The sequence below is a fragment of the Nocardioides insulae DSM 17944 genome, assembly GCF_000422825.1.
Taxonomy (GTDB): Bacteria; Actinomycetota; Actinomycetes; order Propionibacteriales; family Nocardioidaceae; genus Nocardioides; species Nocardioides insulae.
Window position 1 is genome coordinate 416,711 of sequence record NZ_AUGU01000014.1, and the last position, 14,162, is coordinate 430,872.

The window sequence follows — 14,162 nt, forward strand, 5'->3', positions numbered from 1 at the left end:
AGGGCCTTGCGGTCCTCTTATTCGTGATCCTGACACCACCGTTGATCCAGTGGTTGTTGATCGAAGAAGACCTGTTGGCCGTGGGGGCCAACCTCGATGGTCTGGTGCTGGCTCCGACTGTCCTGGTGGCTGCGGCCGGCTTGTTCGTTGCACGACGGCTCCGCCCGGACAGCCTGGCACCCTGGATCCTGGCAGCCGTCACCGCGATCGGCATCAAGGCGGTCGGGCTGGCCGGGATGCAGTTGTCGGGTGAAGGTCTCACCACCAACGCGCATCGCTGGCTCGGCGTGGTGGACCTGGCCTTCGTCTGCTGCCTGATCGGGCTGGCCGCCCTCAACCGGCGGCCGTGGTTCGCCGCGATGCCGGTGGTCTGGGGACTCGTGCTCGGCCTGACGGCGAGCGTCGCACGTGGGCTCGTGCTGCGTACCGACCTGCTCCTCCGGGACGGCCCGCCCGAGCGGGTGGTCCAGTGCGCGGCGATCGTCGGCCTGATCAGCGTGCTGGGCCTGGCGGTGTATCGCAGCTCACGGCACCTGCCCGAGGTTTGCCGTTGCCTGGTGGCGGGAGTGGCCCTCTTCGGGCTGACCCGCCTGCTGCAGGCGGCCGGCCCCGGTGACCCGGTGCTGGCGATGTTCGCGGTGATCTCTGCGGCCCTGGCCGGCGGCGCGCTGCTGGAGGCCTCGGGGCGGGCGCTGCGGGCCAGTCTCGCCGCCCAGCAGGAGGGCGCCAGGGCGCTGGAGGACCACGTGGCCCAGATCGAACTGGAGGGCCGCACCCACCGCACCCAGCTGCACGAGATCGAGTCGGCCGTGATCGGGGTCGTCCGGGCCCACGAGCTGATCCGCCGGTCCGAGGGTGTGACCGAGGAGCGGCGTAACCGCCTGGAGCTGATGATCGACGACGAGCTCGGCAGGCTCGAGCGCCTGCTGCAGCAGCGTGACGGGATCCTCGTCCCCGCCGGTATCGTCCCCCAACCGACCGAGCAGCCGGTCGCCCCCGCGGCGGTGATGGAGACGGCGGCCGAGAAGTCCGTCTCGACCCAGCCGTCCGGGCGCGGCGGGGAGCGGGAGGTGGACGGCGAGGAGTTCGACCTGGACCGCACCCTGAGCACCCTGGCGACCGCGCACGAGGCCAAGGGCACCCCGGTCACCTGGCACCCGACCGGGCAGCGCCTGCGCGGCCACTGCGACGAACTGGCCGAGGTGCTCAACATCTTGTTGGACAACGCCGCACGTCATGCCCGCTCGGGCGCCTCGGTGGCGGTCGAGGAGAAGGACGAGTCGGTGGAGATCCTGGTCTCCGACTCCGGTCCGGGCGTCGATCCCGACTTGCGCGAGCGGCTCTTCCAGTTCGGTGAGCACGCACCGGGGTCGCCAGGACAGGGGATAGGGCTGCATCACGCCTCCGCCCTGATGTCGCAGGTCGGTGGATATCTCCGCCTGGGTGACCAGGTGGAGGGCCGGGGAGGCGCCACCTTCGTCGTCGGATTGCCGAGGGCGTCATGACCGGCCCGAGCGTTCCCCGCGCGAAGTTCCGCGTCGCCCTTGTCGAGGACCACGCCCTCTTCGCCGAGTCCCTGGAACTGGCCCTCTCCGTCGAGGGGTACGACGTGAAGCGGATCCCGCTGGATCCGGAGGCGGTCAGCCAGGCCAGCCTGATCAACGCCGTCCTCAGGGCACGCCCACGGGTCGTCCTGCTCGACTTCGACCTGGGCCGGACCGGTGACGGCGTCCATCTCATCGGTCCCCTGGTCAAGGAGAACATCAACGTCGTCATCGTCACGGCGAGCACCGAGGCGACCCGCTGGGGCCAGGCGCTCTGGCACGGCGCCAGAGCGGTGCTGCCCAAGTCCCGGCCGCTCAACGACATCCTCGGCGCCGTGCGACGCCTGCACCACGGGCAGGCGGTGCTGGACGTGAGCGAGCGGGAGCGGCTGATCGGGCTGTGGCGCACCCATCGGGCCGAGATGGGAGCGCTCGGGGAACGGATGGAGCGGCTCACCCATCGGGAGAGCGAGGTGCTCGGCCACCTGATGCTGGGCCACACCGTGCACGAGATCGCCGCGGTCAGCGTCGTCTCCGAGGCGACCGTGCGCACCCAGGTGAAGTCCATCCTGGCCAAGCTGGAGGTCTCCTCGCAGATCGCTGCGGTGGGACTCGCGCACCGGGTCGGGTGGACACCCCCGCCCGTGTGAGCGTTCGGGCGTCGGCCGCCGGCGGCCGCGCATGCCTGATTTGCGGCATGCGGACCGGCGGTCGACCTCGTCCTCCCGATGCTCGCCGTAGCGTGCGAACACCCGGCCGGATCGAGCATCGCCCCGCTCCGGACACGTCCCACCGAGAGGGAGGCAGCGCATGGTCGCCTACGTCGCCCCACCCGCGCCGCCCGCTCCGGCCGGGGTCCGCTCCTGGGCACGCGGCCACACCCGGTCGCTCGGCCGGGTGTGGCCGCTGCTGCTGCCGACGACGGACCTGGTCGTCGCCGGAGCCGTCGCGCTGCTGATCGGGCTGTCGGTGACCCAGGCGGGGATCGCAGTGGTCCTCTGGGTCGCGCTGGTGGCGCTGACCGCTCGGGTGGGCTCCCCGACAGCCGCCCCGACCGCGGGCGTCCTGCGGGCCGTGGTGAGTGCCGGCCTGGCCTGCTGGATCGCCGGAGCGGTGCTGACCCTGCCGACCGGCGACGTGCAGTTGGCCGTGCTCGTGCTCGCCTGCGGGCTCGGGTCCTGGCTGACCCGCGCCCTGCTCCGACCCAGGAGCCAGCGGGTGCTGGTCGTGGGTGGGGAGGAGCGCCACCAGGTGGCCGCCGACCTGCTGGCCGGCAGCCAGGGCCGGCTGGTCCCCGTCGGTGTCAGCGACCCGGACGAGGCCGATCTCGCGGTCATCGAGCACGGCCCCGACGCCGTTCTGGTGCTGCCGGGCGTCGACGCCCGAGTCGTGCGCCGGCTGAGCTGGGATCTCGAAGCATTCGGAACGCCTCTCCTGGTCGGCACGGGCCTGATCGATGTGGCGGTACGCCGGAGCCAGCCCCTCCGGCTCGGCAGCGTCGGCGCGATCCGGGTCCAGCCGCCACCGCGGCGCGGTGCCCGGCGCTGGGTGAAGCAGGCGTGGGAACGCGCCGCCGCGGCGCTCGCCCTGGTGCTGCTGGCCCCGCTGCTGCTGGCGGTGGCGGTCGCGATCCGGCTGGACTCCCGCGGACCGGTGCTGTTCCGGCAGACCCGGGTCGGTCGACACGGCCGCCCCTTCACCATGATCAAGCTCCGCACGATGACCACCGACGCTGAGCGGGTCAAGAGCTCACTGGGCCAGCGTGAGGGCCACGTGCTGTTCAAGATGACCGCTGATCCCCGGATCACCCGCGTGGGTCGCTGGCTGCGGCGAGCGTCGCTGGATGAGGTCCCGCAACTGTTCAACGTCGTCCGCGGGGAGATGTCACTCGTCGGACCGCGCCCGGCGCTTCCCGACGAGGTCGCCCGCTACGACATCGACCCGCTCCGCCGACTGGCCGTGACGCCGGGGCTCACCGGCCTGTGGCAGGTCTCCGGGCGGTCCGACCTGTCCTGGGAGGACTCGGTCCGCCTCGACCTCGACTACGTCGACAACTGGTCGCTCCGGCTGGACCTGGGCATCCTCGCCCGTACCGTGCGGGCCGTCCTCACCGGCAACGGCGCATACTGAACCTTCCGTGGCCGCCGCTCCGGTGGCCGCCCCCGTCCCGGCCTCTGCCCAGGCCTCCGATGCCGGCCTCCTGAGCCCCCCGCGGTGCCCCACGTCCGCGAGAGCGTGGCTCAGGAGGCCCTCGGTCGCGATCGGGCAGGCACGCACGTCGTCTCGGCGGGTGCGGGCCGGTCGACCCGGTGCCGACGGAGTCCCGGGGAGCGGGATCGGCGGGGGTCAGGCGTCGCGCAGCAGGCCGTCGTCGTCCAGGGTGTGGACCGCGCCGGTGCGCGGGCAGTGCCAGTGGCCCTCGGCGTCCTCGACGAGTGGCACGCCGGCTCGCCCGACCCAACCGATCCGGCGGGCCGGCGTACCGGCCACCAGGGCGTAGTCGGGGACGTCACGGGTGACCACCGAGCCGGCCGCCACCAGGGCCCAGCGGCCGATGGTCACCGGTGCCACGCAGACGGCTCGGGCACCGATGCTCGCTCCGGTGCGGATCGTGACCGCGACGAGGTCCCAGTCCTCGGCACCCTTGAGGTCGCCCTCCGGGGTGACGGCGCGGGGGAAGGTGTCGTTGGTGAGGACGACGGCGGGGCCCACGAAGACGCCGTCCTCGAGTAGGGCGGGTTCGTAGACCAGGGCGTGGTTCTGGATCTTGCACCGGTCGCCGACGACGACTCCGGGGCCGAGGTAGACCCCGCGCCCGATATTGCACTCGGCGCCGACGCGGACGTCCTCGCGCACCTGGGTGAGGTGCCAGACGCGGGTGCCGGGGCCGAGGGTGGCCGTCGGGTCCAGGTCGACGCCGTCGGCCACCCGGGCGCCCTCCGCTGCGGTCGGGGCTGCGGTCGGGGCTGCGGTCGGGGCTGCGGTCGAACCGGAGGCAGCGGGCGCAACGTGCCCGGTGGGCGCGGCAGGCGGAGTCATATCTCCAGCACACCGCGCCCGGGCGGTTGGCGGCGTGGGCCTGAGGGCCGCGTACCCCGGATGGGGTAGTCCTCAGCCTGGATCCGGCGAGCCTGCCCCTGCTGCGCGCCGCCATCCGGGCGTCGGCGGCGTTGTCGCGCCTCGACGGAATTCCGCAGTGCCGGCACCCCCCACCGTTGACGCTCGCGACGGTGACGGTCGGTGGATCCGGGCTCACCGCACGACGGTGGGCGACCAGGCCTCCTCGAGGAGCACCCGGGGGACCGCGCCTGGGGTGAGATCGAGGGCCCACACGTCGGTGACGCTGGGCCGGTCCGGGCGGGGGAGCCCGTACAGGACGGTGTCGTCGTCGAGCCAGGCGAGTTGGTCGTCCACGTTGCGCGTCTCACCGTCGAGCATCGTGCGCTCGCCGCTGGCGAGGTCGAGGACCGCGGGGGCCCAGCGGCTGCCGCCACCGGGCTCCTTGACGACCTGCTTGAAGGCGATCCGGCTGCCGTCCGGCGAGAGCGAGGGGCACTCCACCGTGTCGGCGACGGTGGTGAGGGTGCGCGCCGCCAGGTCCCCACGGGCCAGATAGGTCTTCGAGCCGGTGGCGACGGTGGCGTAGAACGTGCGGTCGTCGAGGAAGGTGACGCCCCAGGTGTTGCGATCCACCGGCGCCCGCTCCTCGCCGTCGAGGATCAGCGTGAAGCTCTCCAGGTTGCCGAGGCTGCGCCCGTTCACCTCGCGGATCACGGTGGCGGTGGAGAAGCCGGTGGTCATGTAGGAGTGACCGGTCACGAACACGGTGGTCGCCACCAGGCTGCCGTCGGGGGAGAGCCGGGTCCGGCTGGGGATCCCGGGCAGGTCGGTGGCCCCGATGCGCTGCCAGTCGCTGTCGTAGTCCTCGGCGGAGTAGCGGGTCACGACCCCGGGCTCGGTGCGCAGGCAGGAGGCCCCGGTGCCACCGGCGGCGACCCGGTCGCAGCTGACGTCGGTGAAGGCGCGCGGCCCTGCGGGGTCGGCCAGCGACGCCTCGGCGACGTGGCCGTACTCGGCGTCGGCCCCGGTGTGCCGGAAGACCAGGTGCGGCCCGGGTCCGAGCTCGGTGAGTCCCGCGGTGGCCATCGCGGGGGCGCGATCCTCCTGCGCCTGGGTACGACGCAGCTCGCCGAGCCCGAACGCGGTGGCCGCTCCGACCACCAGCACCACCACCAGCGCGAAGACCACGCCGCGGGCCCGGCCTCCGGAGACCCCCCGGTCTGGCCGGTCAGAGGGGGCGTCGACGGCCGCGTCGGCATCGTGTGTCTCGGGTGCGGGCTCCCGGGTCATGCCGGTAGGTCCGTCCGGCGCAGGACGCGCACCCCGACGGGGAGGGCGAGGACCAGGACGGCAGCCACGACGAGGAGTGCGTCCCGGGGCCCCACGGCGTACCACAGGACGCCGAAGCCGCTGGCCGCCGCGAGCCGGGCGACGGCGACGGCGGTCTGGGCCATCGCGATCCCGGTGGCGCGCGCGGTCGCCGGGACGACCCGCTCGGCGACGGCGGGCAGGACGCCGTCGGTGGCGGCGTAGAACAGGCCGAGCAGGAGGAGCACACCCGCGGTGGCGATCATCCCGCCCGACCCGCCCGCCGCGCACAGGTAGGCGCCCGCCAGCGGGAGGTGGCCCAGCACCAGCACCTTGGCCCGTCCGATTCGGTCGGCCAGTCGGCCGACGGGGATGGCGAGGGCGAGGAAGACGACGTTGGTGCCGACGTAGAGCATCGGGAACCAGGCGGCGGCGAAGCCGCTGTTCTCCAGCAGCGCCAGATAGACGAAGCCGTCGCCGACGGTGACCAGGGCCAGGCCCCCGGCGACGAGCACCGTACGCCGCAGGCCGGGCGTGCTCGCCGCGCGCCAGCGCACCCGGGGGCGGGGCTGCGCCGGGGTGGGCACCGCGTCGCGGGCGGCCCGGGCTCCGGCCCGCCACGGCACGAAGAGGGCGAGGGCGGCGACGCCGAGCAGGGCGAACCCGAGCGAGACCACCAGGACGGTCCTGTACCCGTCGGTGATCTGCCACAGGATCACGAAGGCGAGCAGTGGTCCGAGCGCGGCGCCGGTCGTGTCCAGGGCCCGGTGGACGCCGAAGGCGCGACCCAGGTGCGCCGAGGGGCTGCTCGCCGCGATCATCGCGTCGCGGGGCGCCGTCCGGATGCCCTTGCCGACCCGGTCGGCGGAGAGGACGGCGGAGATCGAGCCGAATCCACCGGCGAAGAGCAGGCCCACCCGGGCCAGCGCGGAGATCCCGTAGCCGGCCAGCGCGACCGGCATCGGCCGGTGCCAGCGGTCGGCGGCCCAGCCGGCGGCGATCCGCACCACCGCGGACACCCCCTGGTAGAGCCCCTCGACGACGCCGTAGGCGACCGGGGAGAGACCGACCACGGCGGTGAGGTAGATGGGCATGATCGCGGCGACCGACTCGCTCGACACGTCGGTCAGCAGGCTGACCGTGCCGAGCACCAGCACCAGCCGGGCCACCCGCGGGCGCGCCCCCGCGGGCGCGGCCGACGCGTCACCGCGGGTGGGGCGGTCCCTCAGGGTCAGATACATCGGGCGCTTCCTGATCGGTTGGGCTCGGACGTCGGCGGGAGGCTCGGCGCCTGCGGGCGGTCGCGTCAGGTGACGTGGAGGACGGCGTAGACCGAGTACGCGCGTGCCTCGCCCGTCCCGGTCAGTTCGGTGACGGAGACGGTCACCGCGTCGCTGCGGCGGCGGAAGGCCGCGCCGGGCAGGTTCTCGACCGAGCGGGTCTCGACCTCGCGGTAGCCGTGGGCGGCCAACCGCACCCGGTAGTCGAGCAGCGGGTCGCAGCCCTTCGCGCAGGAGGCGGTCAGCGCGACCTGGACGACGGAGCCGGCCCGGCTCACGCTGCTGGTCCCGACCGTGCTGCGGGCTGCCGGCCGGAGGGCGGGCGGTACGCCGGCGACCAATTGCCCGACCGCCAGGTCGCTGGTCGGCGGGGGACCGCCCAGCAGCGGTCCCCACACCTTCGGCGAGGGCCGCGGGGGGATCACTCCGACCTCTCCCAGGTCGCCGGCGTCGGCCTCGGCACCCGCGGCCACGGGAACCCGGCTGCCGCGGGAGCGCTGTCCGCCCTGCTCCGCCGACCCGGCCGAGGAGGGGGACAGGCTCGGCCCGCCGTTCGGCCCGGCCGGGTCCGCGGACCCGCTCCCGGATCTGTTCCCGCGGTCGCTCGCGGCCGGGTCGGAGGGCGAGGACGCGACCCCGTCGGCCGCACGGGCGTCGCCGTCGGCCGGCGTACCGGCCGGGTCGCCGGGTGCGAGCGCCCAGTAGAACACTCCGCCGAGGATCACTCCCGCGACCGTGAGCAGCAGCACGCGAGGCACGCGCAACGGTCCTCCCTGGGTGGTTCGTCTCGGTGACTCCGGACCGAGCCGGCGGGATGATGAGGGGCGCCCACGAGATCCCTGCCGAAGGATCACGTGGACGACCCGCTGGAGAGAGTCCACGCACCCTGGTGCTGGCCGGATCGGGATCACCGCGGTGATGCCCCAAATTGGGGACGCGGTAGGCCGGGTCGCCGCGACCCCGCCCACGACCCGGCGGTGCGCTCGCGCCGACAGCCGGCCGCTCCCGCGTCGTTCGCCGGACCTGGTCGCCGGGAGTCGGTGAACCGTGGCCGGTGACCCGCAGCGCCGGTCACCAATAGTGGGGAACCGGACCCGGTGCGCGGCCGGGGGGCCGCGGTTCCCACCACATAGTGCGAGGCGTGGGCGCGGCCATGCGGTCCGTGGTGACCGATGCGGCCGCGGTCGCGCTCGGACGAGTCGTGGGGACCTCGGAAGGAACGCGCGTGTCACAGACAACAGCCATGGCCTCGGTCGTCATGCCCGCTCACGACGAGGCGACGCTGATCGGCGACCACCTCCATCGTCTGCTCGACCAGATGCCGCCCGGTGCCCTGGAGGTGATCGTGGTCTGCAACGGCTGCCACGACGACACCGCCGAGCTGGCCAGGGCCGTGCCCGGCGTCCGGGTACTGGAGATCCCAGAAGCGTCCAAGGCGGCGGCGGTGGCGGCGGGCAACGCGGCCGCATCGGTCTTCCCCAGGCTCCACCTGGACGCCGACTGCGCCATGACCGGGCGGGACGTCCTGCGGCTGGCGGCGTCGCTGGCCGACGGCTCGGGCACGCTGGCGGCGGCACCCGAGCGGCGGCTGGTGCTGGCGCGCTCCTCCTGGGCGGTCCGGGCCTATTACCGCGTCTGGCAGCGGCTGCCCCAGGTGCGTGAGGGGATCTTCGGTCGCGGTGCGATGGCGGTCTCGGCCGACGGCCAGGCGCGGATCGACGCACTCCCCAAGGTGCTCAGCGACGACCTCGCGGTCTCGGAGGCGTTCAGCCCGGCCGAACGACGGGTGGTGCCGGACGCGGTCGTCACCGTCCGTGCGCCCCGCAGCACGCGGGACCTGCTGCGTCGCCGGATCCGGGTGGTGACCGGTACCAAGCAGGCCGATCGGCTCGGCACCCGCGGTCCGGCCGCGGTCACCTCTCCGCGCACGCTGCTGCGCATGCTCCACGGCGAACCCCGACTGGCGCCGTCCATGTCGGTCTTCGTGGCCGTGACCCTGCTGGCCCGGTGGTCGGCACAGCGACGGGTGCAGGCCGGGGACTACTCCACCTGGCTGCGCGACGAGTCCTCCCGCCGGGTCTGACCCGGCCCGTCCGCTGTGCGCCTCGGGCCGACGAAGAGAGAGCCGTTGATGACTTCCCGATCCCCGTTCTCGCGGCCGGCAGCCGCGTTGGTGGCGTTGCTGGTCCTCTGGGCCGGGCTGAGCCTGGTCACCCCGTCGGCGGCCACCGCTGCGGGAGACCCCTGCGGGCCGGAGGGCAACGCGATCGCGTGCGAGAACAGCCGGCCGGGGTCGCCGCCCTCCGAGTGGGAGATCGACGGGGCCGGGGACGAGGACATCCAGGGGTTCGCCACCGACATCAGCGTGGACGTCGGCGACCGGATCGACTTCAAGATCGACACCGCGGCCTCGGCCTACGACATCACGATCTACCGGATGGGCTGGTACGGCGGGGACGGCGCTCGCGAGATCGACACCGTCGAGCCCTCGGCGGCGCTGCCGCAGATCCAGCCGAACTGCCTGTGGGACGTCACCACCGAACTCACCGACTGCGGCAACTGGGGGGTCTCGGCGTCCTGGGACGTTCCCGAGGACGCCGTCTCCGGGGTCTACATCGCCCGCCTGCACCGCCCGTCGAACGACAGCGAGAGCCACATCACCTTCATCGTGCGCGACGAGGCCAGCCACTCCGAGGTCCTCTTCCAGACCTCCGACCCGACCTGGCAGGCGTACAACACCTACGGCGGCTCGGACTTCTACCAGGGCGCGGGCAACGGTCGGTCCTACAAGGTCAGCTACAACCGGCCGGTGATGACTCGCGACGGGATCGGCGGGCGCGACTTCTTCATGTCCAACGAGTACCCGCTGGTCCGGTTCCTGGAGCGCAACGGGTACGACGTCTCCTACCTCTCCGGCGTCGACACCGACCGGCACGGCGACCTGCTCACCAACCACGACGTGTTCCTCTCCGTCGGCCACGACGAGTACTGGAGCGGTGCCCAGCGGGAGAACGTCGAGGCGGCCCGTGACGCCGGTGTGAACCTGCAATTCCTCAGCGGGAACGAGGTCTACTGGCGCACCCGGTACGAGCCGTCCGCGGACGCCGGTCGGACGCCGTACCGCACGCTGGTGTCGTACAAGGAGACCTGGGGGAACGCGAAGATCGACCCGGAGGACGGGTGGACCGGCACCTGGCGGGACCCGCGGTTCGCGTCGCGGGCCGACGGGGGTGGGATCCCGGAGAACGCGCTGACCGGCACCATCTTCATGTCGAACTACACCGATCTTCCGGTCACCGTCTCCAAGGCGGAGGGCAAGCTCCGGCTCTGGCGCGACACCGGGCTCGCGTCGATGACCGCCGGCTCGACCGCACTGGCCCCGCACACGGTGGGCTATGAGTCGGACGAGGACCAGGACAACGGCTTCCGGCCGCCGGGGCTGATCGACCTGGCGACCACCACCGGCGAGGTCGAGCAGTACCTCTACGACTTCGGCAACAACACCGGCCCGGAGACGACCACGCACAACCTGACCCTGTACCGGGCGGAGAGCGGGGCGCTGGTCTTCGGGGCCGGCACCGTGCAGTGGACCTGGGGCCTGGACAGCTATCACGACAGCCCGTTCGAAGCCGAGCCCGCCGACGCGCGGATGCAGCAGGCCCAGGTCAACCTGCTCGCCGACATGGGCGCCCGGCCCGCGACCCTGATGGCGGGGCTGAAGGCGGCGACCGCGTCCACCGACACGGTTGGACCGACGGTCGAGATCACCTCTCCGGCGGCCGGCTCCGCGCAGAAGAACGGGGCGCGGGTGAGCGTCACGGGCACCGCCACCGACACCGGCGGCGTCGTCGCCGGGGTCGAGTACTCCACCGACGGCGGGTCGAGTTGGCACCCGGCCGACGGCGCCGCCGCGTGGTCCTTCTCCTACACCCAGCACGGCGTGGGCAGCACCCAACTGCGGGTGCGGGCCGTGGACGACAGCGCCAACATCGGAGCTGCGAGCACGCGCTCGTTCGCCGTCAGCTGCCCGTGCAGCATCTTCGGCCAGGCGACCCCGTCGGTCCGCCCCACCTCCACCACCCCGGTCGGCACCCTCGCCGCCGAGGATGGCGAGCCGGTGGAGCTCGGTCTCCGTTTCACCCCGTCGGTGGACGGGTTCGTCAACGGCGTCCGGTTCTACCAGGGCGCGGGCAACACCGGGTCGCACACCGGGACCCTCTGGTCAGCGGCCGGGGCGAAGCTCGCCACCGCCACCTTCAGCGAAGCCTCCGGGACCGGTTGGCGCGAGGTGGTCTTCGACGCCTCCGTCGCGATCAGTGCCGGGTCGACCTACGTGGTGTCCTATAGCGCGCCGAACGGGCATTACACCGCCGCCCCCGACGCGTTCAGCGCGAGCTCGGTCGAGGCACACCCGCTCCGGGTCGCCGGCGGGTACGGCGCGACCGCCGCGGGGGTCCACGGCACCCTCGGCCGGTTCCCGACGAGCTCGTACGGCAACACCTCCTATGCGGTCGACGTGCTCTTCTCCACCACCGACACCTCGGCGCTGGTGGTCACCGGCCGCTGGCCGAGCGCCGGCTCGGCGTCGGTGTCCCGGGACACCGCGATCACGGCGACCTTCTCCCGGCCGACGGCGACCCGGAGCGTCCGTGTCGCCGACCAGAACGGCGATCCGGTCGCCGGGTGGACCTCGTACGACGCCGCCACGCGCACGGTCACCTTCTCGCCCGGCGTACCGCTGGCCGGCTTCGTCGAGTACGACGTCGAGATCAGCGCCACAGACACCGAGGGCAACCCGGTCACCACCGGGCGGGCGTGGTCCTTCCGCACCGCGGCCCCGGCCGGCGAGGAGGGGGTGTGCCCCTGCACGCTGTTCTCCGAGGAGACCACGCCCGCGGTGCCGACCGTCGCCGACCCGGGTCAGGTGACGTTGGGCGTGCGGTTCACGCCGACCGAGGACGGCACCGTCACCGGCGTCCGGTTCTACAAGGGCCCGACCAACTCCGGCACCCACACCGGCACGCTGTGGAGCGCCTCGGGGGCCAGGCTGGCCGAGGGCACCTTCGCGAACGAGCCCAGTTCGGGCTGGACCGCGCTCACCTTCGCCGAGCCGGTGCCGGTCACCGCGGGCACGATGTACCTCGCCTCCTACCGGACCGAGGTCGGCAACTACAGCGTCACCGCCAACGACTTCGCCACCGCGGACCGGTCCCGCGGTCCGCTGCAGGTGACCTCGTCGGCCGGCGCCTACACCTATGGAGCAGGCTTCCCCAGCAGCACGACCGCGACCAACTACCTGGTCGACGTGGTGTTCAAGGCGGTCGACCCGACCCTGGCGCTCCTCGCCCGCACACCCGCGGACGGCGCCGCGGACATCCCGCGTGGCATTCCGGTCAAGCTGACCTTCTCCGCGAGGATCGCGGACGGCTATCGAGTCACCCTCCGCAGCGGGACCGAGACCATCGCCGGTACGACGTCGCTCGACCCCACCCGGCGGGTGCTCACCTTCACCCCGGGCGCGTTGCTGCCCGCCGACAGCGAGGTGACGGCCACGCTCTCCGGCGTCGTCTCGACCGAGGGGGTGGCGTTGGAGGACCAGCAGTGGACCTTCCACACCCGCGCTCCCGACTCGGCCAGTGCCCAGTCCCTCTTCGCCGATCTGGTGCCGGCGGTGAGCGCCACCAACGAGAGTGCGGCGGTGGAACTCGGCACCGCCTTCATGCCCACCCGGAACGGACGGATCACCGGTGTGCGCTTCTTCAAGGGCGCCGGGAACGACGGCACCCACGTCGGCCACCTGTGGACCGCGGACGGGGACCTGCTGGCCTCGGCGACCTTCACCGCGGAGACGGACACCGGCTGGCAGACCGCCACGGTCTCCCCGGCCGTCCCGGTGACCGCCGGGACGACCTACGTCGCGTCGTACCTGGCTCCGCAGGGCCACTACGCCGCCACCGGCGGCTTCTTCGGCACGGCCTTCAGCTCGGGCGACCTCCAGGCGCCGGCGCGGAACAACGGCCGCTACCTGTACGGCGCCGCAGGGGGCTTCCCCGTCTACGACTACGGCGCCACCAACTACTTCGTCGACGTGCTCTTCGAACGCGACCCCGCGACCATCGCGCTCGCCGGGGTGAGCCCGCAGGACGGCGCGGGCGGCGTGCTCCTGGACGCCACCCCCTCGCTCCGGGTCACCGAGCCGCTCGCGAGCGGGTGGAGCTTCGGCCTGTCGATCGACGGGACCCGGGTGCCCGGTGAGGCCACGCTGTCCGCCGACGGGAGAAGGCTCAGCTTCGATCCGGACGCGCCGCTCCCGGCGGGCGCGACCGTGACCGCCAGGGTGGACGGGATCGCGTCGGTGGAGGGCGCCGCGCTGGGTGGTCCGGTGACGTGGTCCTTCAGCACCGACGCCGACGAGGCGGTCACCCTGCTGGGGTCCTCGGAGCCGGCGATCGACGCGGTCAGCGACCCCGACGCGGTCGAACTCGGGATGGCCTTCCGGACCTCGGTGGCCGGGTCGGTGACCGGCATCCGGTTCTACAAGGGGAGTGGCAACACCGGGCAACACGTCGGGTCGCTGTGGTCCGCGGACGGCACCCGGCTGGCCCAGGTCGCCTTCACCGCGGAGGCCTCCTCCGGCTGGCAGGAGGCCACCCTCGACCAGCCGGTGGCCCTGGTCCCCGGGGAGACCTATCTGGTCTCGTACCTGGCCCCGAACGGGCACTACTCCGCGACCGGCGGCTACTTCGGCTCCGCGAGGACCACAGCCCCGCTCACCGCGCCCGGAGGCAACAACGGCCGCTACCGGTACGGCCAGGCGGGCGGCTTCCCGAACGGCTCGTGGAACTCGACCAACTACTTCGTCGACGTCCTCTTCCGCCCGCAGGGATGACCCGGCGCCGCCGCCGAGGCGGTGTGCAGGAGCGCGCCGAGGAGGCCGTCCGAGAGCGGTCGGGCGGAGTGGCCCCAATCT

Annotated in this window: 9 protein-coding genes; 5 read left to right on the forward strand and 4 right to left on the reverse strand. The window is 73.2% G+C overall.

The features are described 5' to 3' along the window. The first annotated feature begins 23 nt into the window (after positions 1-23). The 3 genes from G515_RS0106190 to G515_RS0106200 all read left to right on the forward strand — a co-directional run bounded on the left by G515_RS0106190 (position 24) and on the right by G515_RS0106200 (position 3,674). Positions 24-1,505: an ATP-binding protein gene (locus G515_RS0106190; RefSeq protein ID WP_169570451.1), complete on the forward strand. Its 1,482-nt coding sequence runs from the start codon at positions 24-26 to the stop codon at positions 1,503-1,505. Next, on the forward strand, positions 1,502-2,194 hold the full coding sequence (locus G515_RS0106195) for a response regulator transcription factor (RefSeq protein ID WP_028659462.1): 693 nt from the start codon (positions 1,502-1,504) through the stop codon (positions 2,192-2,194). The genes G515_RS0106190 and G515_RS0106195 overlap by 4 nt, the downstream gene beginning before the upstream one ends. 160 nt (positions 2,195-2,354) lie before the next feature. After that, positions 2,355-3,674: an exopolysaccharide biosynthesis polyprenyl glycosylphosphotransferase gene (locus G515_RS0106200; RefSeq protein WP_051217926.1), complete on the forward strand. Its 1,320-nt coding sequence runs from the start codon at positions 2,355-2,357 to the stop codon at positions 3,672-3,674. 216 nt (positions 3,675-3,890) lie between these two features. Here the strand turns inward: G515_RS0106200 and G515_RS0106205 are convergent, their stop codons facing one another. The 4 genes from G515_RS0106205 to G515_RS0106220 all read right to left on the reverse strand — a co-directional run bounded on the left by G515_RS0106205 (position 3,891) and on the right by G515_RS0106220 (position 7,956). After that, entirely contained in the window at positions 3,891-4,583 is a 693-nt protein-coding gene (locus tag G515_RS0106205) for an acyltransferase (protein WP_084653165.1), read from the reverse strand. A gap of 213 nt (positions 4,584-4,796) precedes the next feature. After that, entirely contained in the window at positions 4,797-5,894 is a 1,098-nt protein-coding gene (locus tag G515_RS0106210) for a hypothetical protein (RefSeq protein ID WP_051217927.1), read from the reverse strand. Then, on the reverse strand, positions 5,891-7,153 hold the full coding sequence (locus tag G515_RS0106215) for an MFS transporter (protein ID WP_051217928.1): 1,263 nt from the start codon (positions 7,151-7,153) through the stop codon (positions 5,891-5,893). The genes G515_RS0106210 and G515_RS0106215 overlap by 4 nt, the downstream gene beginning before the upstream one ends. A 65-nt stretch (positions 7,154-7,218) precedes the next feature. Then, positions 7,219-7,956 carry a hypothetical protein gene (locus tag G515_RS0106220; RefSeq protein ID WP_169570454.1) on the reverse strand — a complete coding sequence of 246 codons (738 nt, stop codon included), beginning with the start codon at positions 7,954-7,956 and terminating at the stop codon, positions 7,219-7,221. 479 nt (positions 7,957-8,435) lie between these two features. Here G515_RS0106220 and G515_RS0106225 point away from each other — a divergent pair, with 479 nt between their 5' ends. Together G515_RS0106225 and G515_RS0106230 are read left to right on the forward strand one after the other, a co-directional pair. After that, entirely contained in the window at positions 8,436-9,275 is an 840-nt protein-coding gene (locus tag G515_RS0106225) for a glycosyltransferase (protein ID WP_028659468.1), read from the forward strand. Positions 9,276-9,323: 48 nt separating this feature from the next. After that, entirely contained in the window at positions 9,324-14,081 is a 4,758-nt protein-coding gene (locus G515_RS0106230; protein WP_028659469.1) for a DUF4082 domain-containing protein, read from the forward strand. Positions 14,082-14,162 lie beyond the last annotated feature (81 nt).